The 23,959-nt window shown below is 67.9% G+C and carries 24 protein-coding genes and 1 pseudogene; 9 read left to right on the top strand and 16 right to left on the bottom strand.

What is annotated here, in order from left to right; genetic code table 11:
• Positions 1-34: 34 nt before the first annotated feature.
• The 3 genes from MZV50_RS26320 to timA are packed head-to-tail and all read right to left on the bottom strand — an operon-like array spanning position 35 to position 2,431.
• Positions 35-616: a Smr/MutS family protein gene (locus tag MZV50_RS26320; protein ID WP_252632308.1), complete on the bottom strand. Its 582-nt coding sequence runs from the start codon at positions 614-616 to the stop codon at positions 35-37.
• Position 617: 1 nt separating this feature from the next.
• Positions 618-1,802, bottom strand: a complete 1,185-nt coding sequence (gene mltA / locus MZV50_RS26325; RefSeq protein ID WP_252632309.1) for a murein transglycosylase A — start codon at positions 1,800-1,802, stop codon at positions 618-620.
• Positions 1,802-2,431: a TIM44-related membrane protein TimA gene (gene timA / locus MZV50_RS26330; protein WP_252635319.1), complete on the bottom strand. Its 630-nt coding sequence runs from the start codon at positions 2,429-2,431 to the stop codon at positions 1,802-1,804. The genes mltA and timA overlap by 1 nt, the downstream gene beginning before the upstream one ends.
• A gap of 125 nt (positions 2,432-2,556) precedes the next feature.
• Here timA and secB point away from each other — a divergent pair, with 125 nt between their 5' ends.
• Positions 2,557-3,060, top strand: coding sequence for a protein-export chaperone SecB (gene secB / locus MZV50_RS26335; protein ID WP_252632310.1), 504 nt, complete (start codon positions 2,557-2,559; stop codon positions 3,058-3,060).
• A 135-nt stretch (positions 3,061-3,195) separates the two neighbouring features.
• Here the strand turns inward: secB and MZV50_RS26340 are convergent, their stop codons facing one another.
• Positions 3,196-3,882 carry a response regulator transcription factor gene (locus tag MZV50_RS26340; RefSeq protein WP_252635320.1) on the bottom strand — a complete coding sequence of 229 codons (687 nt, stop codon included), beginning with the start codon at positions 3,880-3,882 and terminating at the stop codon, positions 3,196-3,198.
• 74 nt (positions 3,883-3,956) lie between these two features.
• Between MZV50_RS26340 and MZV50_RS26345 the strand changes: the two genes are divergently transcribed.
• Positions 3,957-4,466, top strand: a complete 510-nt coding sequence (locus tag MZV50_RS26345; RefSeq protein WP_252632311.1) for a L,D-transpeptidase family protein — start codon at positions 3,957-3,959, stop codon at positions 4,464-4,466.
• On the opposite strand, the gene MZV50_RS26350 is transcribed toward MZV50_RS26345, so the two are convergent.
• On the bottom strand, positions 4,463-5,116 hold the full coding sequence (locus tag MZV50_RS26350) for a YggS family pyridoxal phosphate-dependent enzyme (RefSeq protein ID WP_252632312.1): 654 nt from the start codon (positions 5,114-5,116) through the stop codon (positions 4,463-4,465). The genes MZV50_RS26345 and MZV50_RS26350 overlap by 4 nt on opposite strands.
• A 13-nt stretch (positions 5,117-5,129) precedes the next feature.
• On the opposite strand from MZV50_RS26350, the gene MZV50_RS26355 reads away from it, so the two are divergent.
• The gene (locus MZV50_RS26355; RefSeq protein WP_252632313.1) at positions 5,130-5,753 is read left to right on the top strand and encodes a thiamine phosphate synthase; all 624 of its coding nucleotides are present in this window, start codon (positions 5,130-5,132) and stop codon (positions 5,751-5,753) included.
• Here MZV50_RS26355 and MZV50_RS26360 read toward each other — a convergent pair whose 3' ends face one another.
• A complete protein-coding gene (locus MZV50_RS26360) occupies positions 5,754-6,164 on the bottom strand; it encodes an NtrZ family periplasmic regulatory protein (RefSeq protein ID WP_223392461.1) in 411 nt (136 codons plus the stop codon).
• 252 nt (positions 6,165-6,416) lie between these two features.
• Between MZV50_RS26360 and MZV50_RS26365 the strand changes: the two genes are divergently transcribed.
• The 4 genes from MZV50_RS26365 (at position 6,417) to holA (ending at position 11,245) form a co-directional block, all read left to right on the top strand.
• Positions 6,417-6,944 carry a DUF3576 domain-containing protein gene (locus MZV50_RS26365; protein ID WP_252632314.1) on the top strand — a complete coding sequence of 176 codons (528 nt, stop codon included), beginning with the start codon at positions 6,417-6,419 and terminating at the stop codon, positions 6,942-6,944.
• 138 nt (positions 6,945-7,082) lie between these two features.
• On the top strand, positions 7,083-9,668 hold the full coding sequence (leuS, locus tag MZV50_RS26370) for a leucine--tRNA ligase (RefSeq protein WP_252632315.1): 2,586 nt from the start codon (positions 7,083-7,085) through the stop codon (positions 9,666-9,668).
• A gap of 17 nt (positions 9,669-9,685) precedes the next feature.
• Positions 9,686-10,186 (top strand): LPS assembly lipoprotein LptE, encoded by a 501-nt coding sequence (gene lptE, locus MZV50_RS26375; protein WP_252632316.1) that lies wholly within the window; start codon positions 9,686-9,688, stop codon positions 10,184-10,186.
• A 6-nt stretch (positions 10,187-10,192) separates the two neighbouring features.
• Positions 10,193-11,245, top strand: a complete 1,053-nt coding sequence (holA, locus tag MZV50_RS26380; RefSeq protein WP_252632317.1) for a DNA polymerase III subunit delta — start codon at positions 10,193-10,195, stop codon at positions 11,243-11,245.
• Between the two features lie 219 nt (positions 11,246-11,464).
• Here holA and MZV50_RS26385 read toward each other — a convergent pair.
• From MZV50_RS26385 to MZV50_RS26410, 6 genes and pseudogenes are all read right to left on the bottom strand, one after another.
• Positions 11,465-12,396: pseudogene (locus MZV50_RS26385) on the bottom strand (ParB/RepB/Spo0J family partition protein).
• Between the two features lie 75 nt (positions 12,397-12,471).
• The gene (locus tag MZV50_RS26390; protein ID WP_223392456.1) at positions 12,472-13,275 is read right to left on the bottom strand and encodes a ParA family protein; all 804 of its coding nucleotides are present in this window, start codon (positions 13,273-13,275) and stop codon (positions 12,472-12,474) included.
• Positions 13,265-13,915: a 16S rRNA (guanine(527)-N(7))-methyltransferase RsmG gene (gene rsmG / locus MZV50_RS26395; RefSeq protein WP_252632318.1), complete on the bottom strand. Its 651-nt coding sequence runs from the start codon at positions 13,913-13,915 to the stop codon at positions 13,265-13,267. Before rsmG ends, MZV50_RS26390 begins: the two co-directional genes overlap by 11 nt.
• The gene (gene mnmG, locus MZV50_RS26400) at positions 13,905-15,761 is read right to left on the bottom strand and encodes a tRNA uridine-5-carboxymethylaminomethyl(34) synthesis enzyme MnmG (RefSeq protein ID WP_252632319.1); all 1,857 of its coding nucleotides are present in this window, start codon (positions 15,759-15,761) and stop codon (positions 13,905-13,907) included. The genes rsmG and mnmG overlap by 11 nt, the downstream gene beginning before the upstream one ends.
• A 168-nt stretch (positions 15,762-15,929) precedes the next feature.
• Positions 15,930-17,270, bottom strand: a complete 1,341-nt coding sequence (mnmE, locus tag MZV50_RS26405; protein ID WP_252632320.1) for a tRNA uridine-5-carboxymethylaminomethyl(34) synthesis GTPase MnmE — start codon at positions 17,268-17,270, stop codon at positions 15,930-15,932.
• A 4-nt stretch (positions 17,271-17,274) separates the two neighbouring features.
• Complete coding sequence (locus tag MZV50_RS26410; RefSeq protein WP_252632321.1) at positions 17,275-17,517, bottom strand: DUF6489 family protein; 243 nt, start codon at positions 17,515-17,517, stop codon at positions 17,275-17,277.
• A gap of 124 nt (positions 17,518-17,641) precedes the next feature.
• Between MZV50_RS26410 and MZV50_RS26415 the strand changes: the two genes are divergently transcribed.
• Together MZV50_RS26415 and MZV50_RS26420 are read left to right on the top strand one after the other, a co-directional pair.
• Positions 17,642-18,337, top strand: coding sequence for a dienelactone hydrolase family protein (locus tag MZV50_RS26415; RefSeq protein ID WP_252632322.1), 696 nt, complete (start codon positions 17,642-17,644; stop codon positions 18,335-18,337).
• A complete protein-coding gene (locus MZV50_RS26420; RefSeq protein ID WP_252632323.1) occupies positions 18,338-19,303 on the top strand; it encodes a quinone oxidoreductase family protein in 966 nt (321 codons plus the stop codon). It abuts the gene before it with no gap.
• 196 nt (positions 19,304-19,499) lie between these two features.
• On the opposite strand, the gene rho is transcribed toward MZV50_RS26420, so the two are convergent.
• From rho to hemE, 4 genes are all read right to left on the bottom strand, one after another.
• A complete protein-coding gene (gene rho / locus MZV50_RS26425) occupies positions 19,500-20,942 on the bottom strand; it encodes a transcription termination factor Rho (RefSeq protein ID WP_252632324.1) in 1,443 nt (480 codons plus the stop codon).
• A 271-nt stretch (positions 20,943-21,213) separates the two neighbouring features.
• A complete protein-coding gene (locus MZV50_RS26430; RefSeq protein ID WP_436792195.1) occupies positions 21,214-21,729 on the bottom strand; it encodes a CopD family protein in 516 nt (171 codons plus the stop codon).
• The gene (hemH, locus tag MZV50_RS26435) at positions 21,678-22,718 is read right to left on the bottom strand and encodes a ferrochelatase (RefSeq protein WP_252632326.1); all 1,041 of its coding nucleotides are present in this window, start codon (positions 22,716-22,718) and stop codon (positions 21,678-21,680) included. The genes MZV50_RS26430 and hemH overlap by 52 nt, the downstream gene beginning before the upstream one ends.
• Positions 22,718-23,776 carry a uroporphyrinogen decarboxylase gene (gene hemE, locus MZV50_RS26440; RefSeq protein ID WP_252632327.1) on the bottom strand — a complete coding sequence of 353 codons (1,059 nt, stop codon included), beginning with the start codon at positions 23,774-23,776 and terminating at the stop codon, positions 22,718-22,720. The genes hemH and hemE overlap by 1 nt, the downstream gene beginning before the upstream one ends.
• Positions 23,777-23,959 lie beyond the last annotated feature (183 nt).

Genomic DNA, 23,959 nt, shown 5'->3' on the forward strand with positions numbered 1-23,959 from the left:
AGCTTTGCGCGGGGATCATGGCGATGGCGGGGCGTCAGGCCTTGCGCTTCAGGGCGACGTAGAGCGCCCCCTCGCCGCCGTGGCGCTGGTCCGCCGTTGACACCCCGGCGATCATCTCGCGCACGGCCGGGCCGGCCAGCCATTCGGGCGTCCGCTGCTTCAGCACCCCATGCCCGACCTTGCCCTTGCCGGTGATGACCAGCACGGCGCGGTGACCGTCGTCATAGGCGCGGCGGATGAAAGCCTCCAGGGTCGCGCGGGCCTGGTCCTGGTCGAGGCCGTGCATGTCCAGGCGCGCCCCGATCGGGTCGTGCGCCTTGACGATGCGGCGCTTGCGGTTGGGCTCGATGCGGTCGGGCGCATAACGCAAGACCTTGGCCGGCGCCGGCTTCAGCTCTTCGGGCGACACCCGCAGCGGCGCGATCGAGGCCAGGCGGGTGGGCGGGTCCAGCGGAATGGCGGTCTCTGACTTCACCGGCCGGATCCGCGCCTTGCTGCGCATCTTCTCGGGCTTTTCCGGGGCGCGCGGCGTCACCGTCGAGGCGACGAGCTTCCAGAGGCGCTTGTCGTCTTCTAGGCCCATCTTTGCTGAAGGGGGTGGCGGCTTCTTGGCCACGTTACAGGTTCGGGACCAGCCGGTAGAGGCGCAGGGCGTGGCGCACGCGCCCCGCCTCGGCCCCGGCGGCGGCGCCCGTGCCCATATAGAGGTCGGCGCGTGCGTCGCCCTTGATCGCCCCGCCGGTGTCCAGCGCCACGGCCAGACGGCGGTAGGCCGGGAAGGCCCCCGCCAGCTTCGGCGCGGCGGCGTCCAGCCAGTAGAGGCTTCCCATCGCGTGGCGGCTGGGATCGACGGCGATGGCCCGGCCAGGCGGCAGCGGCACGCCGGCCGCGCCGACGGGCTCCTTGCCGTCGTCCTCGGCCATCTTGAAGAAGACGTAGCGCGGGTTCAGTCGCATGATCGCGTCGGCCTCGGGCCCGCGATGCTCGGCCAGCCAGGTCCGGATGGCGTCGCCCGAGGTGTTGTTGTCGGGCAGCAAACCCTTGTCGCGCATGGCGTTGGCGACGCCGACGAACGGCTTGCCATTGTGGCCGGCGAAGGCGGCGCGCACCCGGCGGCCGTCGGGCAGCACCAACACGCCCGAACCCTGGATCTGCAGGAAGAACAGCTCCTCGGGCCGCATCCAGGCCAGAGGCTTGTCGGTCGGGGTCGCCTCGATCTCGGCTCGGTCGGGATAGGGCACGAAGGTCGGGCCCTCGACGTGGCCGGTGATCTTCTTGCCCACGAAGCTGGGTTCGAAGGCGCCGAGGTCCAGCACCACCAGGTCGGCCGGCAGGCCGCGCACCGGAACCGTGAACTCGGCGTTGCGCGACATCCGCGCCTCGTACTGCGGAGCGAAATAGGCGGTCAGCAGGCCTTCGTCGCCGACCGGCTCGAGCCGAAAGTTGGCCTCCAGGAAGGCGCGGGCGCCCGGCTCGTCCTGGACGGCGCTGGCGCGGGCCAGGCCGCAGACCCGGACCATGGCCGGCTCCTTGGCCACGCCGCAGCCGGCGCGGAAGGCGTTCAGCGCCGCCAGATGATCTTCCTCGCCCCAGCCGGCCAGGCTGGAGAACGACGGCGCCGCCGTCGGCGAGGCCGGCCGTGGCGAAGCGGTCGTCGCGGGCGGCGGCGCGGATGAGGTCGGGCCGGTCGCGATAGGCGGGGTCGGCGTCGTCACGCTGGCGCAGGCGCTCAGGAGCAGGGCCGCCAAGGCCCCAAGAACACCTGGACGGGGCGCGAAGACGGTCGGGGTGGCGCGGAACATCACGCCTCGGCGGCGGCGACGAACGACAGCTGCCAGTTCGGATTGGCGCTCTTGACCTCGCGCTCGAAGGTCCACAGCTCGGCCGTGCGGCGATCGTCGACGCCCTCGCCGCGCTCGTCCTTGGTGCGCGTGCGCACCTCGGCCAGGATCCTCACCACCGCCTTGGCCAGATCGCCGACGACGTCGATCTTCTCCAGGTCCAGGCGCGGCGGCGACAGGAACTCGACCTTCTCGGTGCGGCCGGCGGCCTCGCGGGCGGCCATGGCCTGCTCGAAGTTGCTCATCACCTCGGGCGCCAGCAGCGGCTTCAGCGTCTCGCGGTCGCCTTCGGCATAGGCCTTGACGATTTGCTCGTAGGCCGCCCGGGCGCCGGACAGGAACTTGGTCGGGTCGAAATCGGGCTGCTTGGCCTTCAGCGTCGCCAGGCCCTCGGTGCGAGCGGCCGGCGCATCGGCCAGCGGCGCGGGTCCACCGCCCGGCTGAGACGTCGCGGAGGTGTCGTCGGGCTGCCGGCCGACCCGGCGCCCCAGGGTGGCGTAGAGTTGGTACAGAACGACGGCGGCGACCGCGGCGAGGAACAGGATCTGGAGCACTTCAGGGTCCGTTGACGGGCTTTGAGCCCAGGATATCGTGTCTATATAGGCGAGACGCGCTCTCTCGTCAGGCGCCTGACGTTGCGCCAGACCGGCCCCCATGGTAGCAGCGCCCACCTTCTTACAAGCGTTCTAGCGCGCCGATTACGGATTTTATCCTAATGACCGACACGACCGCCCCCAATGGCGCCCCCGATGCGGCGACTCCGGAAGAGGCCGCAGGACAATCGGGCATCCGCATCCTGGCCCAGTTCGTTCGTGACTTCTCGTTCGAGAATCCGCTGGCCCCCGACAGCCTGCGCGCCGGCGCCGCCCAGCCCGCCATCGACATGGGCGTCGAGATGAACGCCCGGGGTCGTCCCGATGGTCTGTTCGAGGTGGACCTGAAGCTGTCGGCCCGCGCCCTGCGCGACGACCAGGCCGTGTTCCACGTCGAGATCGTCTATGGCGGCCTGTTCCACATCGAGGGCGTCGCCGAAGCCGATCTGGAGCCGGTGCTGCTGATCGAGTGCCCGCGCTTCCTGTTCCCGTACGCCCGTCGCCTGATCTCGGACGTCACGGCCGAAGGCGGCTTCCCGCCCTTCCTGATCGACCCGATCGACTTCGCCGGCGTCTACGCCGCGCGCAAGGCCCAGGCCGAAGGCCAGCCGATCGGCAACGCCTAGATCTGAAGGCGAACATGATTTGAAGGGGGCTCGGCTGAAAGGTCGGGCCCTTTTCTTATGCCTAAACACACCGTGTCATCCCGGATCGGCCTCCGGCCGTCCGGGATGACACGGATTTTGTTGGCTTAGTTGCGTTTAGGGCTGCAGCCGATAGCCGCCCATCTCGGTGATCAGGATCCGCGCCACCGCCGGATCGGGCTCGATCTTCTGGCGCAGGCGGTAGACGTGGGTTTCCAGCGTGTGGGTAGTGACCCCGGCGTTGTAGCCCCAGACCTCGGTCAGCAGTTCCTCGCGCGACACCGGCTTGGAGCCGGCGCGGTAGAGGTACTTGAGGATGTTGGTTTCCTTCTCGGTCAGCCGCACCTTCTTCTGCTTCTCGTCGACCAGCAGCTTGGCCGACGGGCGGAATTCGTAGGGACCGATGCGGAACAGGGCGTCTTCCGAAGCCTCGTAGCTGCGCAGCTGGGCGCGGATGCGAGCCAGCAGCACGCCGAAGCGGAAGGGCTTGGTGACATAGTCGTTGGCCCCGGACTCCAGGCCCAGGATGGTGTCGCTGTCGCTGGCGGCCGCCGTCAGCATGATCACCGGAGCGGTGACCCCGTTCTTGCGCATCAGGCGGCAGGCCTCGCGACCGTCCATGTCGGGCAGGTCGACGTCCAGAAGGATCAGGTCGGGCTTGATCTCGCGCGACACCCGCACGCCCTCGCCGGCGGTCGAGGCCTCGGCGACCGCGAACTCCTCGTGCAGGGCCAGTTGCTCGGCCAGGGCGCCGCGCAGGTCGTCGTCGTCGTCGATGAGCAGAAGGGTCTTGCGTTGCGCCATAAGGCGAAACATGCACCGCTGCGGCCCCTCGGGACAACCCCGAGCGCATGCTTAAGTCCGGGAGTCGACCCACCATGCCGTTCCGCGCCCATGCCGACGGTCGTTTCGAACTGGATGGGCGGATCGTGCGCTGCGCGATCGGCAAGGCCGGGGCGATCGCGGCGGCCGACAAGCGCGAGGGCGACAACCGGAGCCCGCTGGGGACCTGGGTCATGCGCGAGGTCTGGTATCGGCCCGATATGTATCCCGACGGTCCGCGGACGGCCCTGCCCCTTCGCGCGACGCGACCGGAGGACGGCTGGTGCGACGCGCCGGGCGACCCAAACTACAACCGCCCTGTCACCCTGCCCTACCCGGCCAGCGCCGAGCGGATGTGGCGCGACGACCCCGTCTACGACCTGGTGGTGATCCTCGGCCACAACGACGAGCCGCCGGTCCCGGGCATGGGTTCGGCGATCTTCATGCACCTGGCGCGCGACGGCTATCCCGGCACCGAAGGCTGCGTGGCCCTGGCGCGGCCGGACATCGAGGCGGTGCTGGCGGCGGCGAGGCCGGGCGACGCCGTCGAGATCGTCGCCGACTAACCGTAGGTGCGATTTCCGAAAATCGCCGAGCCGACCCGCACCGAGGTCGCGCCCTGGGCGATCGCGGTCTCGAAGTCGTCGCTCATGCCCATGGAGAGCTTCTCGACGCCGTTGCGCTGGGCGATCTCGCGCAGCAGCGCGAAGTGCGGCGCGGGATCCTGGTCGACCGGCGGGATGCACATCAGGCCCTCGACCGTCAGGCCATAGGTCGCGCGGCAGGCGGCGACGAACGCATCGGCCTCGCCCGGCGCGATCCCGGCCTTCTGGGCCTCTTCACCGACATTGACCTGGATGTAGAGGCGCGGCGCCTTGCCCGCCCGCTGGATCTCATCTGCCAGCACGCGGGCCAGCTTTTCGCGGTCGACCGTCTCGACCACATCGAAGAAAGCGACCGCTTCCCGGGCCTTGTTCGTCTGCAGCGGGCCGATCAGGCGCAGTTCCAGCCCTTCGCGGCGCGGAGCCCAGCGCTCCATGGCCTCCTGCACGCGATTCTCGCCGAACACTTTCTGTCCCGCCGCGAACACGGGCGCGATATGCTCCCAGGGCTGGGTCTTGGACACCGCGACCAGGGTCACCGAGCCGGCCGGACGTCCCGCGCGCGCCTCGGCGGCGGCGATGCGATGTTTGATCTCGGCGAGGGCTTGCGACATCGGGGAAGGCGCCTTGGACGGGAACGTGAGCGAACTGGAAGTCCTGTCTAGTGCGGCGGCGGCCTTTCCGCCAAGGACCGCGCGCGGCCGACCCCTGCCCGCCCTGCTGTTCTTCACCGATCCGGCGCGGGTTTCGAACCCCGAGGCCGTGGCCGAGCGCCTGCCGCGCGGCGCGGGGATCGTGTTCCGAGCCTTCGGCGCGGCGGACGCCGTCGACCAGGGCCGCCGCCTACGGGCCGTCGCCGATGCGCGCGGCCTTCTGCTGCTGGTCGGCGCCCATGCCGGTTTGGCCGAGGGGATCGGCGCCGACGGCCTGCACATGCCCGAACGCCTGGTCGGCGAGATCCCGCGCCTGCGGGCCGAGCACGGGCGCTGGCTGATCACCGTCGCCGCCCATGACGCGGAGGCTGTTCGGGCCGCCGAGCGCGCCGGGGCCGACGCGGTCGTCGTTTCACCGGTCTTTCCCAGCAACAGCCCCTCGGCGGGCGCGCCGCTGGGGATCGAAGGTCTGGGCGGTCTGGTCGCGGCCTCGTCCCTGCCCGTCTACGCGCTGGGCGGCATACGCGCGCGCACGGTCACGGCGCTGAGCGGCAGCGGAATCGTTGGGATCGCGGCGGTCGAGGCGCTCGCCGGCTGACTAGAACTTGAAGGCGGTTTCCAGACGCACGCGCGGGGCGGCTTCGGGCTGCTGGGCCTTGCGGGCGGCCAGGGCGGGATTGGATTCGCCCAGGCTGACGGCGCCGCCGACGCGGATCGAGGGGGTCACCTTGAAATAGGCGCCGGCCTGAACGTCCTGCATTTCCATTTCGCGGCTGGAAGGCTGGTCGAGGTCCAGCTTCAGGCCCCAGCGGCCCTTCTTGGCGTCCCAGCGCAGGGTGCGCTTGTCGTCCTGCGGATACTGGACGCCCGCGGCGGCGCTGGTGAAGTCGTTCTTGACCGAGAAATCGGGCGCGACGGCGTGAGGCTTGGCCTGGGCGAACGCCGTCGCCGCCGACCCCGTCAGGATCAGCGCGGCAGCCCCCGCCAAGAAGAAACGCTTCGCGACCATCGCTACTCGCCGCCTATACTCGGTTGTCCCTACCCATCTCATATATGAGCGGGCCCCTTGAATTGCGATTAAAGGCTTGGCCGGAACGCGGTCAACCGGCCTTTGGTCGCACTTCGGGCAGAATTGGACGATTCAATCGAGTCCTGTGGCGACGAGGTCACGCGATTCCTGTTTTGAGGCGGCGTAGCCATGCTATAGACCGGCTCCCGGCCGCGGGGGCGCGCCAGGAGCGCGCTAGCGCCGGCGATACATTTGGAGCGAGGTACTATGGCGTTTGAGCGTGGGTCTGTGATGCGCGGCGTCGCCGCGGGCGTCCTGGCTCTGTCGATGCTGGGCATGACCGCATGCGCTAGCAACAAGCCCCCCAAGACGTTTTCCACGCAAAGCGACGAGCCGGGCCTGAACCCGTTCAAGCGCTTCGGCCGCGGCTCCAAGGCGCCGACCACCGAAGGCTCGATCGGCGTCAACGGCTATCTGTGGCGCGCCAGCCTGGACACCTTGGCCTTCATGCCGCTGGCCTCGGCCGACCCGTACGGCGGCGTTATCGTCACCGACTGGTACGTCAACCCCGAGACCCCGGCCGAGCGCTTCAAGGCCACGGTCTACATCCTGGACACCCGCCTGCGCGCCGACGGCCTGAACGTCACGGTGTTCAAGCAGTCCAAGGACATCAACGGCAACTGGATCGACGCCCCGGTCGCCGACCAGACCGCCACCGACATCGAGAACGCGATCCTGACCCGCGCCCGTCAGCTTCGACTTTCGAACATCAAGGGCTAAGGCCCGAAGGGTTCTCGCTGAAACCAGTGAGAACCCTTCAGACCTCCTATATTCCTGCGCGCTCCGGCCGCGAAACCGCATACTCTTGTCGCGGACGCGCCTTCGGGGCGCGTTCCTGCATCCAAGACCTGGTTTCCGATGGCCCGCTACAATCCCAAAGACACCGAGCCCAAGTGGCGTGAAGCCTGGGCGAAGGCCGACGTCTTCAAGACCGGCGAGATCAACGACGGCCGTCCGAAATACTACGTCCTCGAGATGTTCCCGTATCCGTCGGGCCGCATCCACATGGGCCACGTCCGCAACTACGCCATGGGCGACGTCGTGGCCCGCTACAAGCGCGCCCAGGGCTTCAACGTGCTGCACCCGATGGGCTGGGACGCCTTCGGCATGCCGGCCGAGAACGCGGCCATGGAGCGCGGCGTCCACCCCAAGGGCTGGACCTACGACAACATCGCCGCCATGCGCGAGCAGCTGAAGTCGCTGGGCATCTCGGTCGACTGGTCCCGCGAGTTCGCCACCTGCGACCCGGAATACTATGGCAAGCAGCAGGCTTGGTTCCTGCGCCTGCTGAAGCGCGGCCTGGTCTATCGCAAGGAAGCCTCGGTCAACTGGGACCCGGTCGATATGACCGTCCTGGCCAACGAACAGGTCATCGACGGCAAGGGCTGGCGTTCGGGCGCGACGGTCGAGAAGCGCAAGCTGACCCAGTGGTTCCTGCGCATCACCGACTACGCCGACGACCTGATCGAGGGGCTGAAGACCCTGGACCGCTGGCCCGACAAGGTTCGCCTGATGCAGGAGAACTGGATCGGCCGCTCCAAGGGCCTGCGCTTCAAGTTCCAGTTCGACGGTGAAGCGCCCGACGGCATGGCCGAGGGGCTGGAGGTCTACACCACCCGCCCCGACACCCTGTTCGGCGCCAGCTTCGTCGGCATCGCGCCCGAGCACCCGCTGGCCGAGCGCCTGGGCCTGGAAAATCCCGAGGTCCAGCAGTTCATCGCCGACTGCCGCAAGGGCGGCACCTCGGAAGCCGAGATCGAGAGCGCCGAGAAGCTGGGCTACGACACCGGCCTGCGGGTCAAGCACCCGCTGGACCCGTCGATCACCCTGCCCGTCTGGATCGCCAACTTCATCCTGATGGACTACGGCACCGGCGCGATCTTCGCCTGCCCGGCTCACGACCAGCGCGACCTGGACTTCGCCCGCAAGTACGACCTGCCGGTCAAGCCGGTGGTGCTGCCCAATGGCGAGGATCCGGCGACCTTCCAGGTCGGCAAGGAGGCCTATGTCGGCCCCGGCAAGATCTTCAATTCCGAGTTCCTGGACGGCATGGACGTCGAGGCCGCCAAGGCCGAGGCCGTCGCCCGCATCGAGGCGGCCGGCCAGGGCCAGGGCGCGACGGTCTATCGCCTGCGCGACTGGGGCGTCTCGCGCCAGCGCTATTGGGGCTGCCCGATCCCGGTCATCCACTGCGCCGACTGCGGCGTCGTGCCCGTGCCGGAAGACCAGCTGCCGGTCGCCCTGCCCGAGGACGTCACCTTCGACAAGCCGGGCAACCCGCTGCTGCGCCACCCGACCTGGCGCCACACCACCTGTCCGTCCTGCGGCGGCCGCGCCGAGCGCGAGACCGATACGCTGGATACGTTCATCGACAGCAGCTGGTACTTCGCCCGCTTTGCCGACACCCATGCGGCCGAGCCGGTGGGCAAGGACGCGGCCGACTACTGGCTGGCCGTCGACCAGTATATCGGCGGCGTCGAGCACGCGATCCTGCACCTGCTGTACGCCCGCTTCATCACCCGCGCCCTGAAGGACGAGAACCTGCTGTCGGTCGAGGAGCCGTTCGCGGGCCTGTTCACCCAGGGCATGGTCACCCACGAGGCCTACAAGAACGAGGCTGGCGAGTGGGTCGAGCCGTCGGACGTGGTAATCGCCGTCGAGGGCAATTCACGCTCGGCCAAGCACGCCAAGACCGGCGCGCCGATCGTCATCGGCGACGTCGAGAAGATGTCGAAGTCCAAGAAGAACGTCGTCGCCCCCGAGGACATCTTCGAGGCCTACGGCGTCGACAGCGCCCGCCTGTTCGTGATGTCCGACAGCCCGCCCGAGCGCGACGTGCAGTGGACCAATTCCGGCGTCGAGGGGTCGTGGCGCTTCACGCACCGCCTATGGAACGAGTTCGACAGCCAGCCGGCCGGCGACTTCGCCCATGACGAGGCCGACGAAGCGGCCCTGACCCTGCGCAAGGCGGCCCACAAGCTGATCGGCTTCGTCACCGACAGCATCGAGGGCTTCCGCTTCAACAGCGGCGTGGCGCGCCTGTACGAGTTCCTGAACGCCCTGAAGGCCGCTCCGGCTGAAGGCGCGAGTAGTGCCGTCCTGGCGGCCCGCGCCGAGGCCCTGAACATCCTGGCCCGTCTGGTCGCGCCGTTCACCCCGCACCTGGCCGAAGAGGCCTGGGCGAAGATCGGCGGCGACGGCATGGTCGTGAACGCGCCCTGGCCCAAGGCCGATCCAGCCCTGGCCGCCGACGACGAGCGCATCCTGCCGATCCAGATCAACGGCAAGCGTCGCGGCGAGATCAAGGTCAAGGCTGGCGCGGCCGAAGACGAGGTTCAGAAAATCGCTCTGGCGGATCCGAACGTCATGGCTCACCTTGAGGGCGTTACGGTTCGCAAGGTGATCGTGGTCAAGGACCGCATCGTCAACATCGTGGCCAACTGAGATCCCAGACGAGACCGATGAATCGCACCCTGGCAGCCGCCGCTCTGGCCCTCTCGACCCTGGCCCTGTCCGCCTGCGCCGGCTTCACGCCGCTGTATGGCCGCCCGGGCGTCGGGGTCGGTCTCTCCAGCATCGAGACGGTCGCGGCCCAGGGTCGCGGCGGCTACCTGCTGCGCGAGCAGCTTGACGACGCCCTGGCCCACCGTCAGGGCAGTCCGGCCGCCTACAAGCTGATGCTGTCGGTCAACGAGAACCGCTTCGCCCGTGGTGTCCGCCTGGACAACACGGCCAACCGCTACGAGTTGCGGATGACCGTCAACTGGCGCCTGCTGGACGCGAAGACCGGCGTGGAGGCTCACAAGGGCGTCACCGAGGTCTCGGTGACCTACGACTCCGCCGACCAGCCCTACGCGGCCATCGCGGCCCAGAACGACGGCCAGGAACGCGCCGCCGCCGAAGTGGCGCGCAAGATCCAGCTGGACCTCGCCACCTGGCTGGCGAGCCGGAAACCGGCTTAAGCGTCGATGATTCTTTCCAAGCGTCCGGACGTCGAACGCTTCCTGCGGGAGCCGACCCCGGACATCCGGGCCGTGGTCATCTACGGCAAGGACCGAGGCGTGGTGCGCGATCGCGCCAACGCCCTGGCCAAGCGCGTGGTCGAACGCCCGGACGATCCCTTCGACACGGCCATGCTGACCGACGGCGACCTGGATGCCGATCCGGCCAAGCTGGAAGACGAGCTGTCGGCCATGTCGCTGATGGGCGGCCGACGCCTGGTGCGCCTGCGCCTGGGCGGCGAAAAGGCCGGACCCGACAAGCAGGCGTCCGAAGCCCTGGCCCGCCATGTCGAGGGCCAGCTGAACCCCGACGCCTTCTTCCTGGTCGAGGCCGGGGCCCTGGGCCGCGACTCTCTGCTGCGCAAGGTCGGCGAGAAGGCCAATGGCTGCGCCGTCATCCCCTGCTACGAGGACGAGGCGGGTGATCTGGCGCGTCTGGCCCGCGACACCCTGGCCAACGACAAGGTGGCCCTGAACAGCGAGGCGCTGGACCTGTTCGTCTCGCGCCTGCCCAAGGAGCGTGGCGTGGCCCGGGCCGAGATCGAGCGCCTGGCCCTGTACCTGGGCCCCAACAGCGGCGTCACGGCCACGGCGGCCGACCTGACGGATTTCCTCGGCGTCGAGCCCGAGGCCTCGCTCAGCGACGCAGCGGCCGACGCGTTCGGCGGCCGGGCCGGCGCGGCCCAGACCGCCCTGCGCCGCGCGGCGGCCGAGGGCGAAGGCGGGCCGGCCGCCGTCCGGGCCATGAGCTATTATCTGGGCCGCCTGCGCCGGGTGCTGACCCTGCACAAGAACGGCGTCGACCTGCAGGCGGCCGCCAAGGCCGCCGGTGTGTTCTGGAAACAGGAGCGCGAGTTCCTGCGCCAAGCGCGCGGCTGGAACCTGGAAGCCATCCTGGAGATCCAGGGCGAGATCCTGACCGCCGACCGGGCCTGCAAGACCTCCGGCTCACCCGACCAGCTGCTCGCCGAGCGCCTGGCGCTGATGATCGCCGGCCGCGCGCGGCGGCTGGGGCTGTAGAGCGCCAAACCGCCCGAAAACAGGCCCTTTGCGCGCCTGTGGACAGGTTTCGGGAAAGCCTTACCGGACAAGCGCTTGCAGCCGAAAACGACTCACAGCGCCCTCCTCTCACGAAAACGGCGCCTCCCGGAGTACGGAAAGGCGCCGTTCGGTGCGCGACAGAGGCGATTTCAGAGAGGCAGAAAATCGCTCATCCGCACGCTCTTTGCGTGCGTCCGATCAGGTCGTCGACCAGTCGGCGGCGCCGCGCGTCAGCCGGTTGCACAGGTCGTCCAGCTGCTCGAGCGTCGCATAGGTGATGGTCAAGGTCCCGGTCGCGCCGCGATGGTCGATCGAGACGTCCAGGCCCAAGACCGACGACAGGTCGGCCTCAAGGGCCTGGGTGTCAGTGTCCTTGACGCGCGGCGGCCGGCCACCCTTGTTCTTGGTCGGCGTCGCGGTCGGCGCCTTGCGGGCCAGGGCCTCGGTCTCGCGGACCGACAGGCCGCCCGCGATGATCTGCTTGGCCAAACCCACCGGATCGGCCGCCGCGGCGATGGCGCGGGCATGACCGGCCGACAGTTCGCCGCTGACCAGGTAGGACTGGACCTCGTCCGGTAGGGCCAGCAGGCGCATCGTATTGGCGACGTGGCTGCGGCTCTTGCCGATGGTCTGGGCGATCGCTTCCTGGGTGCGCTCGAACTTCTCCATCAGCACCTTGTAGGAAAGCGCCTCTTCCAGGACGTTCAGGTCGGCGCGTTGGACGTTCTCGATGATGCCGATCTCCAGCACCGCCAGGTCGTCCAGCTCGCGCACCATGATCGGCACGCTGCGCAGGCCCGCGCGCTGGGCCGCGCGCCAGCGGCGTTCGCCTGCGACGATCTGGTATTCGCCGGGGCGCCCGGCGCCGGGCGCACAAGGATCGGCTGCAGAACACCCTTTTCGCGGATCGAGTTAGACAGGTCCTCGAGGTCTTCCTCGCGGAAGGTGCGGCGCGGCTGGTCCGGATTGCGCTTCAGGATCTCGATCGGCGCTTCCCGCGAACCGGCGGTGTTGTCGCCCGGAGCCTGGGCCGGCGCGGTCTCGACCTCGCCCAGCAGGGCGGACAGCCCGCGTCCCAGACCACGACGCCCCTCGGCCATACCCGGCTCTCCCACCACGACGGTCTCCATCACACTATCAGTCAAGCTAAGGTTCTAGGTCTTACTCGGTCAGACGGCCAACTAGGCGGCCAACTAGGCGGCCAACTAGGCGGCTTGCGCCTGGCGGTCGCGTTCGCGGCTGATCACCTCGCGAGCCAGCTTCAGATAGGCCTGGCTGCCAGCGCACTTCAGATCGTACAGCAGCACCGGCTTGCCGAAGGACGGGGCCTCGGAGACGCGGACATTACGCGGGATCACCGCGTCATAGACCTTGTCGCCGAAGTGGGCGCGGACGTCGCTGGCCACCTGTTCGGACAAGCTGTTGCGGCGGTCGTACATGGTCAGCACAACCCCTTGAATCTCGAGGCGCGGGTTCAGGCTGCCCCTCACCCGCTCGATGGTCCGCATCAGCTGGGTCAGGCCTTCCAGGGCGAAGAACTCGCACTGCAGCGGCACGAACACCGCGTCGGCGGCGGTCATGGCGTTGACGGTCAGCACGTTCAACGACGGCGGGCAGTCGATCAGGACGTAGGTGTAGGGGCCGTTGGCGCGGATGGTCTCCAGCGCGTCGCGCAACCGGTAGGACCGGCGGGCGGTCTGACCCAGTTCGATCTCGATCCCCGACAGGTCGGCGTCAGCCGGTATGACGTCCAGGCCCGGCAGCTCGGTCTTCACGGCGGCGTCGACCACCGGCGATTCGCCCATCAGCACGTCATAGAGCGTGGTGCGGCGCGCCGTGCGGCCGATGCCCAGACCCGTCGAGCAGTTGCCCTGCGGGTCGGCGTCGATCAGCAGCACGCGCTCGCCGCAGGCGGCCAGGGCGGTGCCCAGGTTGATGGCGGTCGTGGTCTTGCCGACCCCGCCCTTCTGGTTGGCGATGGCCAGGACGCGGAGAGGATTAGCGGACACGGGAAAGCCTCTTCACTTGAACGATGCGGCCACGAGGGTCGCTTTGACTGGGAAGCAGGTCGCTAGCGAACGACCAGGCCTTGCGGGCCTCCGTAAGCTCGGCCGCGACGTCCTGACCCTTCAGGAACAGGCCGGTCGCGCCACGGTGCAGATAGGGTTCGGCGAAGCCGAGCAGCTTAGTCATCGGGGCGCAGGCCCGCGCGGTGACGATGTCGATCTTCAGCTTCAGGGTCTCGGCTCGGGCGTTGTGGATCTCGACGGGCAGGTCCAGCGCCTGGGCGGCGACCTCCAGGAAGCGACAGCGCTTGGCCATGCTTTCCACGAGATGGACCTTGGCCCCTTCCCGCCCCTTCAGAAGTATGGCCAGCACGACTCCGGGCAGACCCGCGCCCGCGCCCAGGTCCGCCCAAGTCAGAGCGTCCGGCGCTAGCGCCAGTAGCTGAGAGCTGTCCAGGGCGTGACGGGTCCAGTAGGTGGCGATGGTCAGCGGCCCGACGAGGTTCATGACCTCGTTCCATTCGGCCAGCAGGTCCCGATAGCGCGCCAGATCGGCGATCTGGGCGTCTGACGCGCCGGTAAGGGCTTGGTAACCAGCCGCGTCCAGCACCGGAGGTTCAGCCAGGAGGGCGTCAGGCTGCACGGCCGCGTCTCACATGGGCCAGCAGGGCGGTCAGCGCCCCGGGGGTCACGCCCTCGATGCGGGCGGCCTGGCCTAAGGTCAGTGGCCGTACCCGCGCCAGCTTCTCGCGCACCTCGTTCGACAGGCTGCCGATGTCGGCATAATCCAGGTCGGCCGGCAGGCGCAGGTCCTCGTCCTTGCGTAGAGACTCGGCGTCGGCGCGCTGGCGGTCGAGATAGCCGGCATAGGCCGCCTCGATCTCGATCTGCTCGCGGACGTCGGTGTTCCACGTGAAAACCTCGGGCCAGATCCGGCCGAGGTCGTCGAGGGTGACATCCGGATAGGCCAGCATGGCGAACACGTCGCGGCGCACGCCGTCGCTGTTGACCTTGAACCCGGCCTTCACGGCCTCGTTCGGGGTCAGGCTGACGGAACGGGCGAAGGCCCGAGCGGCCTCCAGGCGCGCCTTCTTCTCGGCCCAGGCAGCGGCGCGGGTCTCGCCCACAACGCCTAAGGCGATGCCGCGATCGGTCAGGCGCTGGTCGGCGTTGTCGGCACGCAGGGTCAGGCGGAACTCGGCCCGGCTGGTAAACATCCGATACGGCTCGGTGACGCCCCGGGTGACCAGGTCGTCGATCATCACGCCGATATAGGCCTCGTCGCGGGCGAAGACGGCGGGCTCCCTGCCCTGCACCGCCAAGGCCGCGTTCAAGCCGGCGACCAGGCCCTGGGCCCCGGCCTCCTCATAGCCCGTGGTGCCATTGATTTGACCGGCGAGGTACAGGCCCGGCAGGCGCTTGGTCTCCAGCGTGGCGTAGAGCTCGCGCGGATCGACATAGTCGTATTCGATCGCATAGCCGTAGCGAACGACCTCGACGGTCTCGAGGCCGGGTATCGTGCGCAGGAACAGAAGCTGGGTCTCTTCTGAAACCGACGTGGAAATCCCGTTCGGATAGACCGTGTCGTCGTCCAGCCCTTCCGGCTCCAGGAAGATCTGGTGGCTGGTCTTGTCGGCGAAGCGGACGACCTTGTCCTCGATCGACGGGCAATAGCGCGGCCCGATCCCCGTGGCGCGACCGCCATAGACCAGAGACTCACTGAGCCGCTCGGCGATGATCCGGTGGGTCTCTTCGGTCGTGAAGGTGACGCCGCAAGCGATCTGCGGCACGTCGATCTTGTCGTTCAAATACGAAAACGGGACCGGGGCGTCGTCAGCCGCCTGGCTGTCCAGCCGGTCCCAGGCGATGGTCTTGCCGTTCAGGCGCGCGGGCGTGCCGGTCTTCAGCCGGCCCATCTGGAAGTCCAGGCCGTATAGACGATCGGACAGGCCGATCGAGGGCTGGTCACCGACACGGCCGGCGGGGATCCGCTCCTCGCCGCGATGGATGACGCCCTTCAGGAAGGTGCCGGTGGTCAGGATCACACGGGACGCGCGGTACGAGCGCCCTTCCCCATCGATCGCGCCAGCGACCTTACCGCCCTCGACGATCAGGTCCTCGGCGGCGGCGGCGATGATGTCGAGGTTTGCCGTGGCGGCCAGCTCGGCCTGCATCGCCTCGCGATAGAGCCTGCGGTCGATCTGGGCCCGCGGACCACGGACAGCCGGGCCCTTGGAGCGGTTCAGCATCCGGAACTGGATGCCGGCCTTGTCAGCCATGCGGCCCATGACGCCGTCCAAGGCGTCGATCTCGCGGACAAGATGCCCCTTGCCCAGGCCGCCAATGGCCGGGTTGCAGGACATCTCGCCGATGGTTTCCAGCTTGTGGGTCAGCAGCAGGGTGCGCGCGCCCGCGCGCGCCGAGGCGGCCGCCGCCTCGCAGCCGGCGTGACCGCCGCCGATGACAATGACATCCCAGGTGTTGGACAACGAACTCGCCTCAATGCGAACGCCCCCGAACCTGCGGGGGCGCTGGACTCGATCTATACGCCAATCAGCCGATCCGGTCGATGCGACTCCCTGGCGTTTCACGTGAAACACCCCCGCTACAGCTGTGAGCGCGCTGTGGACAATATGGGGGATACTTCACGGGAAACATCATTTGCCGATGCAGAAGGTCGAAAAGACGCGGCCCAGCACGTCCTCGGGATCGACCCGACCGGTGATCTTCTCCAGCGCCCGGGCGGCCAAGCGCACGTCCTCGGCCGCCAGTTCGACCTCCAGGCCAACCCCGGACAATGCGCGGGCCAGGTAGTCCTGGGCTTCGCGCAAGCGCTCGGCATGACGGAGACGGGTCGCGGCCGGAAATTCCGCGCCCGACAGCGCGTCGGCGACGTGATCGGCCAGAACCGTGCGAAGTCCGTCGACAGCCTCGCCGGACTGGGCCGAGAGACGGACCACCTTCAGCCCCTCCCCCGCCCAGCGCCGTTCGGCTTCGCCGAGCGCATCAAGGTCCGCGATGTCGGCTTTGTTGAGCACCAGCCAATCGCCGGGACGAACGGCCTCCTCAAGCTTCACTGTATGTTTCACGTGAAACCCATCGACGACCCAAAGCCTTAGGTCGGCATCCTCAGCCCAAGCCCGCGCGCGGCGAACGCCCTCGGCTTCGATCGCATCGGCGGTCTGCCGGATTCCAGCCGTATCGGCGAGCAGCACCTTGTAGCCGCCCAGCACCAGCGGGACCTCAATGACATCGCGCGTCGTGCCCGGTATGTCCGTGACGATCGCCGCGTCGCGCTCGACCAGGCCATTCAACAAGGTGCTCTTGCCGGCGTTTGGCGCACCGACCAGGGCGATGCGGAAGCCGTCCCGAACCCGCCGGCCGCGAGAAACATCCGCCAGGGCCGCGTCGAGTTCGGCGCTCAGGGTGCGCAGCCCTGGCCGGGCGCGCTCGGCGACCTCTTCGGGCAAGTCCTCGTCCGGAAAGTCGACGGCGGCCTCCAGCATGGCCAGGGACTGGACCAGCAGATCGCGCCAGCGGTCATATCGCTGGCTCAGCGCCCCGCCGACCTGGCCGAGCGCCTGCCGACGCTGCGCCTCGGTCTCGGCGTCGATCAGGTCGGCCACGCCCTCGGCCTGGGCCAGGTCCAGCTTGCCGTTCTCGAAAGCGCGGCGGGTGAACTCGCCCGGCTCGGCCAGGCGCAGGCCCAGATCAACGAGCGCCGACAGCAGCGCCTCGACCACGGCCCGGCCGCCGTGCACGTGAAACTCGACGCTGTCCTCGCCGGTATAGCTGGCGGGCGCCTCGAACCGCAGGACCAGCGCCTCGTCCAACTCGACGCCCCGATGACGCAACTTGCGCAGGCCCGCCAGACGCGGCTTGGGCGGTTTCCCCGTGAGGGCCTCGACCACCGACAAGGTCGCCGGACCCGAGACCCGCACCACCGCCACCGCCGCTCGCCCGGCCGCGGTGGCCAGGGCGAAGATCGTATCGGTCATGCGCTCAGGGCTTCCCGACCGCCGCGCCGGTCGCCGCTGTCATCAGCTTGCGGAACTGTTCCTGCGCGCCCGTGCCGAACGCCATCCAGTTCTTCAGCAGCTCCTCGGGCGCCAGCATCGCCATGTTGGCGTCCATGCGGTTCTGCATCTCCTTGACCAGGTGCTCGTTCAAGCCACTGACATCTGGGAGGCCTAGAAAGGCCCGCGCCTCGACGGGCGTGCAGTCGATCTCGATGGTCATCTTCATCGGGTGGTTCCCTTCGGTCAGGGCACGATATTGTTATGGGGCAAGCCCGTCGGTGCAGGTTAGAGCGCTTTGGTCGAAAGTCACATCAGGTCCTGCTAGGGCCCTTGAAGACACGGAGTTCCCGATGAGTGAGACCCTCACGATCACCACGCCCGATGGCGACTTCTCGGCCTATGTGGCGCGTCCTCAGGCCGACAACGCCCCGGCCATCGTCGTGATCCAGGAGATCTTCGGCGTCAACAAGGTGATGCGCGACATCTGCGATGGCCTGGCGTCCCAGGGCTATGTCGCGGTCTGCCCCGACCTGTTCTGGCGGATCGAACCGGGCATCGACATCACCGACCAGTCCGAGGCCGAGTGGAAGAAGGCCTTCGAGCTGTTCAACGCGTTCGACGTGGACGCCGGCGTCGGCGACATCGGCGCGACCATCGCCGCTGTCCGCAAGCTGACGGGCGTCAACGGCAAGATCGGCGCGGTCGGCTATTGCCTGGGCGGCCTGCTGGCCTTCCTGACCGCGACCCGCACCGATGTCGACGCCTCGGTCTCGTACTACGGGGTCGGCATCGAGAAGCATGTCGGCGAGGCCGAGAAGCTGACCCACCCGCTGCTGATGCACATCGCCGAGAAGGACCAGTTCGTGCCGCCGGAAGCCCGACAGGTCATCCTGCAGGCGCTGAAGGATCACCCCCAGATCGAGATCCATACCTACGCCGATCGCGACCATGCCTTCGCGCGCGAGGGTGGTGCGCACTACGACGCCGCTGACGCAGCCAAGGCCAATGGCCGCAGCCTGACTTTCTTCCAGAAGGCGTTGGCCTAGATGCTGGCGATCCGGATCGCCAGCACCGGTGGGCCCGCGGTGCTCGAGGCTACCGAGGTCGAAACGCCCTCCCCTGTCGCCGGGCAGATCCTGATCCGGCACGAGGCCATCGGCCTGAACTACATCGACACCTATCACCGCTCAGGACTCTACCCCCTGAAGCTGCCGTCCGGCATCGGCCTGGAGGCGGCGGGAAGCGTCGAGGCGGTCGGTGACGGCGTCACCCGCTTCAAGGTCGGTGATCGCGTGGCCTACAACGGCACGATCGGCGCCTATGCCGAAGCGGCGGTCGTGCCGGCCAAACGCGCGGTGAAGGTCCCTGACGGCGTCAGCCTGGAGACGGCCGCCGCGGCCATGTTGAAAGGCATGACCGCCGAGTTTCTGGTCCGCCGATGTTTCCACGTGAAACCCGACGACCGCGTGCTGATCCACGCGGCGGCCGGCGGCGTCGGCCAGATCCTGGTCCAGTGGTGTAAGGCCCTCGGCGCGACGGTGATCGCCACCGCCGGGTCGGAGTCGAAACTGGAACTGGCCCGTCAACTCGGCGCAGACCACGTCATCGACTATGGCCACGAGGATGTCGCGGTGAGGGTGAACGACTTCACCAACGGCCAGGGCGTGGCGGTCGTCTATGACGGCGTTGGCAAGGACACCTGGGTGGGCAGCCTGAAGAGCCTTGGCCGCCGAGGCGTCATGGTCACCTTCGGCAACGCCTCGGGCCCAGTCCCAGCCTTTGCACCGCTGGAGCTTTCGGCCAAGTCGCTGTTCGTCACCCGGCCCAAGCTGTTTGACTACATCGCCACGACCCAGGAACTGGACGAGAGCGCCGAGGCCCTGTTCGCCGTCCTCTGCTCGGGGGCGGTGAAGATCGACATCGGCCAGACCTTCCCGCTGGTGGAGGCCCGCGCGGCGCATGAGGCGCTGGAAGGTCGCAAGACGACCGGCGCGACGTTGCTGATTCCGTAAGCCAAGGTCCTCCCTCTAACGGGGAGGTGGCGCGAAGCGACTTAGGGGGCGATGCGGCGCGTCCAGCCAACCCCCTCCGGCCCTCTGGGCCACCTCCCCGCGACGCGGGGGAGGATCTACACGGTACGACCGACAACAAAAAAGGCCCCGGGTAAAACCGGGGCCTTTCTCGTACTTCTGATGAGTCCAGTCGGACTCAGGTGTTCATCGACTGGAAGAAGTCGCCGTTGGTCTTCGACTGGCGCAGCTTGTCCAGCAGGAACTCGATCGCGTCCGACGCGCCCATCGGGTTGAGGATGCGGCGCAGGACGTAGGTCTTCTGCAGCTGATCCTTCGGGGTGATGAGCTCTTCCTTGCGGGTGCCGGACTTGAGCACGTCGATGGCCGGGAAGATGCGCTTGTCGGCGACCTTGCGGTCCAGGACGATTTCCGAGTTACCGGTGCCCTTGAACTCTTCGAAGATCACTTCATCCATGCGGCTGCCGGTGTCGATCAGGGCCGTGGCAATGATCGACAGCGAACCGCCCTCTTCCACATTCCGCGCCGCGCCGAAGAAACGCTTCGGACGCTGCAGGGCGTTGGCGTCGACACCGCCGGTCAGCACCTTGCCCGACGACGGGACGGTGGTGTTGTAGGCGCGGCCCAGACGCGTGACCGAGTCCAGCAGGATGACGACGTCGCGCTTGTGCTCGACCAGGCGCTTGGCCTTCTCGATGACCATCTCGGCCACCTGGACGTGACGGGTCGCCGGCTCGTCGAAGGTCGAGGCGATGACCTCGCCCTTCACCGTGCGCTGCATGTCGGTGACTTCTTCCGGGCGTTCGTCGATCAGCAGGACGATCAGGTAGCACTCGGGGTGGTTGGTCTCGATCGACTTGGCGATGTTCTGCAGCATGACGGTCTTACCCACGCGCGGCGGGGCGACGATCAGGCAGCGCTGGCCCTTGCCGAGCGGGGCGACGATATCGATGACGCGGCCCGAGCGATCCTTGATGGTCGGATCGGGCAGCTCCATGTGCAGACGCTCCTCGGGATAGAGCGGCGTCAGGTTGTCGAAGTGCACCTTGTGGCGCACGTTCTCGGGGCTCTCGAAATTGATCTTCGAGACGTTGGTCAGGGCGAAATAGCGCTCGCCCTCGCGCGGCGAGCGGATGGCGCCGTCGACGCTGTCGCCGGTGCGCAGGCCATACTTCCGGATCTGCGACGGCGAAACGTAGATGTCGTCCGGGCCGGGCAGATAGTTGGCTTCCGGCGAGCGCAGGAAGCCGAAGCCGTCCTGAAGCACTTCCATGGTGCCCGAGCCCGAGATCTCCACGCCTTCCTCGGCGAGGGTCTTCAGGATCGCGAACATCATGTCCTGCTTGCGCATGGAGTTGGCGTTCTCGACCTCGAAGGTCTCGGCGAACGCCAGCAGGTCGGCCGGGGATTTCTCCTTCAGCTCCTGCAGGGACATAGACTTCAGGCCCAGGGCCGCGACGGCCTCGGCGATGCCGGACCCGTCGTCCTCGCCCTCGCCTTCCGCTTCGGCGGAAGCTTCGGCGCTGGCGTCGGCGGTCGTATCGACGCCAATGTCCTGGGGGGCCTCTTCGGTGGTCGCCTCTTCGGCGGCCGGGATTTCGTTTTCGGTTTCTTCGGTCATGACAAGACTCAAGAGTGGGCGCGGACCCCAGGGCGGAGTCCGGCCGGTAAAACTTCGATAGTCATGCCGGCCAAACCCTCCGGGTAGGACCAGCAGGCGCGTCGGTTGACGATGACGCGGATCGTTCGGGGGACGAACCTTGGAGCGGATCGCTCGCGGGGCGCTCCAGGACGGGCGCCGGTCCGTGAAGACAGGACGGTTCGCTAGCTGCGAACCCTCTTTGGGATCCAAACCACGTGGGGCACGGCCGGTCAAGCGCCGGCCACACCCGTCAGTGGTTCAGGAACTTGGTCGTCACCGATATGACGATGACGATCGCCAGCACGAACGGGATCTCGTTGGTGATCCGCCAGAACTTTTCCGAGCGGACGTTCTCGCCCCGCTCGAACTTCTTGCGCGAGGCCGACAGGAAGCCGTGCCAGCCATAGAGGCCGACCAGGGCGACCAGCTTGGTGGCCATCCAGGGCTCGGCCAGGAAGCTCCAGCCGCGGATGGCGCTGTCGGCCAGGATCAGACCCAGACCGAACACCGCCGTGGCGATCGAGGCCGGATTGATGATCCCGCGCAGCAAACGCCGCTCCATGACCTTGAAGGTCTCGTCCATCTCCGAGCCGGGCGTGGCCTTGGTGTGATAGACGAACAGGCGCGGCAGGTAGAGCATCCCGGCCATGAAGGCGATGACCGACAGGATGTGCAGACCGCGCACCAGGTTGAAGTGCGCCACCAGGAAATCGATCACGCCGAAGCTCCCTCTCTGCACGGACAGTTGGGCCAATCTCGCCCGCACCGCCAGGTTGACGCCGGCAGGACCGGATCGCTGACCTGGATCGCGCCGGCCACGGTCTTGGCCAGGCCAGCGATGAATTCCGGTGCCACCCCCAGGGCCGGCACGCGGATGTAGGGCGCGACCCCGACGGTCTTGGCCAGCTCGGCGTATTCGTGATCCAGCTCGACCAGGGTCTCGACATGCTCGGAGACGAAGGCGATCGGGGTGACGATGACGCCCTTCCCGTCCGCCCCGGCCCGACGGATCTCCTCGTCGGTCGAGGGCCCGATCCACTTCATCGGCCCGACCCGGCTCTGGTAGCAGACGGTCCAGTCCAGCCCGGCCGGCAGCCGAGCCGCCACCGCGGCGGCCGTGGCCTCGATCTGTTTCTGGTAGGGATCACCGGCCAGGATCACCTTTTCCGGCAGCCCATGGGCCGAGAACAGCAGGCGCACGTTCGACGGCGAACCGGCCTTCTCCCAGGTCTCGCGGATCAGCCGGGCGTGCGCTTCGACTAGACCCGTTTCGTTTGGATAGCAGCACACCGTCGTCTGGCGGCCCGGGCCCGAATAGGTCTCGCGCCAGGCCTTCAGCGACGAGGCGGTCGTGGTCGCCGAAAACTGTGGGTACAGCGGCAGCAGCACGACCTCGTCCGGGCCGAACGCCGTCACCTGCTTGGCCGTCTCGCCGGTCAGCGGGTTCCAGTAGCGCATGGCGATGAAGCACTTGGCCTCGACGCCGGGCAACGTCATGGCCAGTTCCGCCTCGAGCGCCCTGGCCTGCTTCTCGGTCTCTGGCAAAAGCGGCGAGCCGCCGCCCATGATCGCGTAGTTGGCCTTGGCCATCTTCTCGCGCGAGGTCGAGATCAGCGCCGCGATCGGATAGCGGGCGATCGCCGGCAAGCCGATGATCGCCGGATCGCGGAACAGGTTGAACAGGAACGGGCGCACCGCGCGCGGCCCGTCCGGCCCACCGAGGTTGAACAGGACGACGGCGAGCTTGCGGGCCATCAGGTCGACGCCATCTGCTTGGCGACCTTCTGGCCGGTCACGCGCTCCAGCACCTGCTCGACATGGGCGATCGGCGTGTCCGGCAGGATGCCGTGTCCCAGGTTGAAGATGTAGGGACCCTGGTTCCATTGTTCCAGGAGTTCGTCGACCCGACGCAGCAGCGCATCGCCGCCGGCCCGCAGCAGCAGCGGATCCAGCGCGCCCTGGATCGTCTTGGTCTTCTGGATCGACTGGCCCAGCTTGGCCGAGGCCGAAGTGTCCAGCGCCACGCCCTGAACCGGGACCTTTTGCGCATAGTCCTCGACCAGCGTTCCGGCCCCGCGCGGGAAGCCGATGATCGGCGCGGTCACGCCCCGGGCGCGCAGCCCCTCGATGATCCGGATGTGCGGCTGAGTGACCAGCCGGTCGAACAGCGGCTCCGACAGGCCCTCGGCCCAGCTCTCGAACAGCTTCAGGGCCTGGGCCCCGGCGTCGACCTGCATAGCCAGATAGTCGATCGTCGCGTCGACCAGAACCTGGATCAGGGCGTCCAGCTGCTCGGCGTTCTGATAGGCGAAGGTCCGCGCGCCGCTGCGGTCGCTGGAACCCTTCTCGATCATGTAGGTCGCCACCGTCCACGGCGCGCCGGCGAAGCCTATCAGGGCTTTGGACGGATCGAGCGCCGACCGAACCCGCGTCAGCGTCTCCCCGACGAGCTTGAGGGCCTCGCCCGCCTCTCCGGCCTTTTCGGCCATGGACTCGATCGACGGCATCTCGCCCAGCTTCGGGCCTTCGCCGGCCTCGAACCAGACCTTCTGGCCCAGCGCGCCCGGGATCAGCAGGATGTCGGCGAACACGATCGAGGCGTCGAACGGAAACCGGCGCATCGGCTGCAGGGTGACCTCGGCCGCCTTCTCGGGATCGAAGCAGAACGAGATGAAGTCCGGGGCCGTCGCGCGCACCGCGCGGTACTCCGGCAGATACCGCCCCGCCTGGCGCATGAACCAGATCGGAGGGTTCGCGTGCTTTTCGCCGGCGAGCGTTGAGAGAAATTTAGGAGTCTGGGTGGGAGACGTCATGGCTCGGGTTAAAGCCCGGTCCTCGCTCGGGCTCAAGCCCGTAAGACACCTAAGACCCTCCTATCATTTCTTAATAAGAAATTAAGATTGGAAGAGGGGGTTGGAGGGCAACTGCAAAGTGGGGAAAACGCCCGCTACGCGGATGACTCCCACACGCCATGCGCCTTTGCCCCCAGCCCTTCC

This window comes from Caulobacter segnis, assembly GCF_023935105.1.
Lineage (GTDB): Bacteria > Pseudomonadota > Alphaproteobacteria > Caulobacterales > Caulobacteraceae > Caulobacter > Caulobacter segnis_B.

Excerpts from the sequence above, each read along its gene's own strand:
- mltA (WP_252632309.1), bottom strand. The coding sequence starts at position 1,802 with ATGTTCCGCGCCACCCCGACCGTCTTCGCGCCCCGTCCAGGTGTTCTT.
- secB (WP_252632310.1), top strand. The coding sequence starts at position 2,557 with ATGACCGACACGACCGCCCCCAATGGCGCCCCCGATGCGGCGACTCCG.
- MZV50_RS26340 (WP_252635320.1), bottom strand. The coding sequence starts at position 3,882 with ATGGCGCAACGCAAGACCCTTCTGCTCATCGACGACGACGACGACCTG.
- MZV50_RS26345 (WP_252632311.1), top strand. The coding sequence starts at position 3,957 with ATGCCGTTCCGCGCCCATGCCGACGGTCGTTTCGAACTGGATGGGCGG.
- MZV50_RS26350 (WP_252632312.1), bottom strand. The coding sequence starts at position 5,116 with ATGTCGCAAGCCCTCGCCGAGATCAAACATCGCATCGCCGCCGCCGAG.
- MZV50_RS26360 (WP_223392461.1), bottom strand. The coding sequence starts at position 6,164 with ATGGTCGCGAAGCGTTTCTTCTTGGCGGGGGCTGCCGCGCTGATCCTG.
- leuS (WP_252632315.1), top strand. The coding sequence starts at position 7,083 with ATGGCCCGCTACAATCCCAAAGACACCGAGCCCAAGTGGCGTGAAGCC.
- lptE (WP_252632316.1), top strand. The coding sequence starts at position 9,686 with ATGAATCGCACCCTGGCAGCCGCCGCTCTGGCCCTCTCGACCCTGGCC.
- holA (WP_252632317.1), top strand. The coding sequence starts at position 10,193 with ATGATTCTTTCCAAGCGTCCGGACGTCGAACGCTTCCTGCGGGAGCCG.
- mnmE (WP_252632320.1), bottom strand. The coding sequence starts at position 17,270 with ATGACCGATACGATCTTCGCCCTGGCCACCGCGGCCGGGCGAGCGGCG.
- MZV50_RS26410 (WP_252632321.1), bottom strand. The coding sequence starts at position 17,517 with ATGAAGATGACCATCGAGATCGACTGCACGCCCGTCGAGGCGCGGGCC.
- MZV50_RS26415 (WP_252632322.1), top strand. The coding sequence starts at position 17,642 with ATGAGTGAGACCCTCACGATCACCACGCCCGATGGCGACTTCTCGGCC.
- MZV50_RS26420 (WP_252632323.1), top strand. The coding sequence starts at position 18,338 with ATGCTGGCGATCCGGATCGCCAGCACCGGTGGGCCCGCGGTGCTCGAG.
- rho (WP_252632324.1), bottom strand. The coding sequence starts at position 20,942 with ATGACCGAAGAAACCGAAAACGAAATCCCGGCCGCCGAAGAGGCGACC.
- hemH (WP_252632326.1), bottom strand. The coding sequence starts at position 22,718 with ATGGCCCGCAAGCTCGCCGTCGTCCTGTTCAACCTCGGTGGGCCGGAC.
- hemE (WP_252632327.1), bottom strand. The coding sequence starts at position 23,776 with ATGACGTCTCCCACCCAGACTCCTAAATTTCTCTCAACGCTCGCCGGC.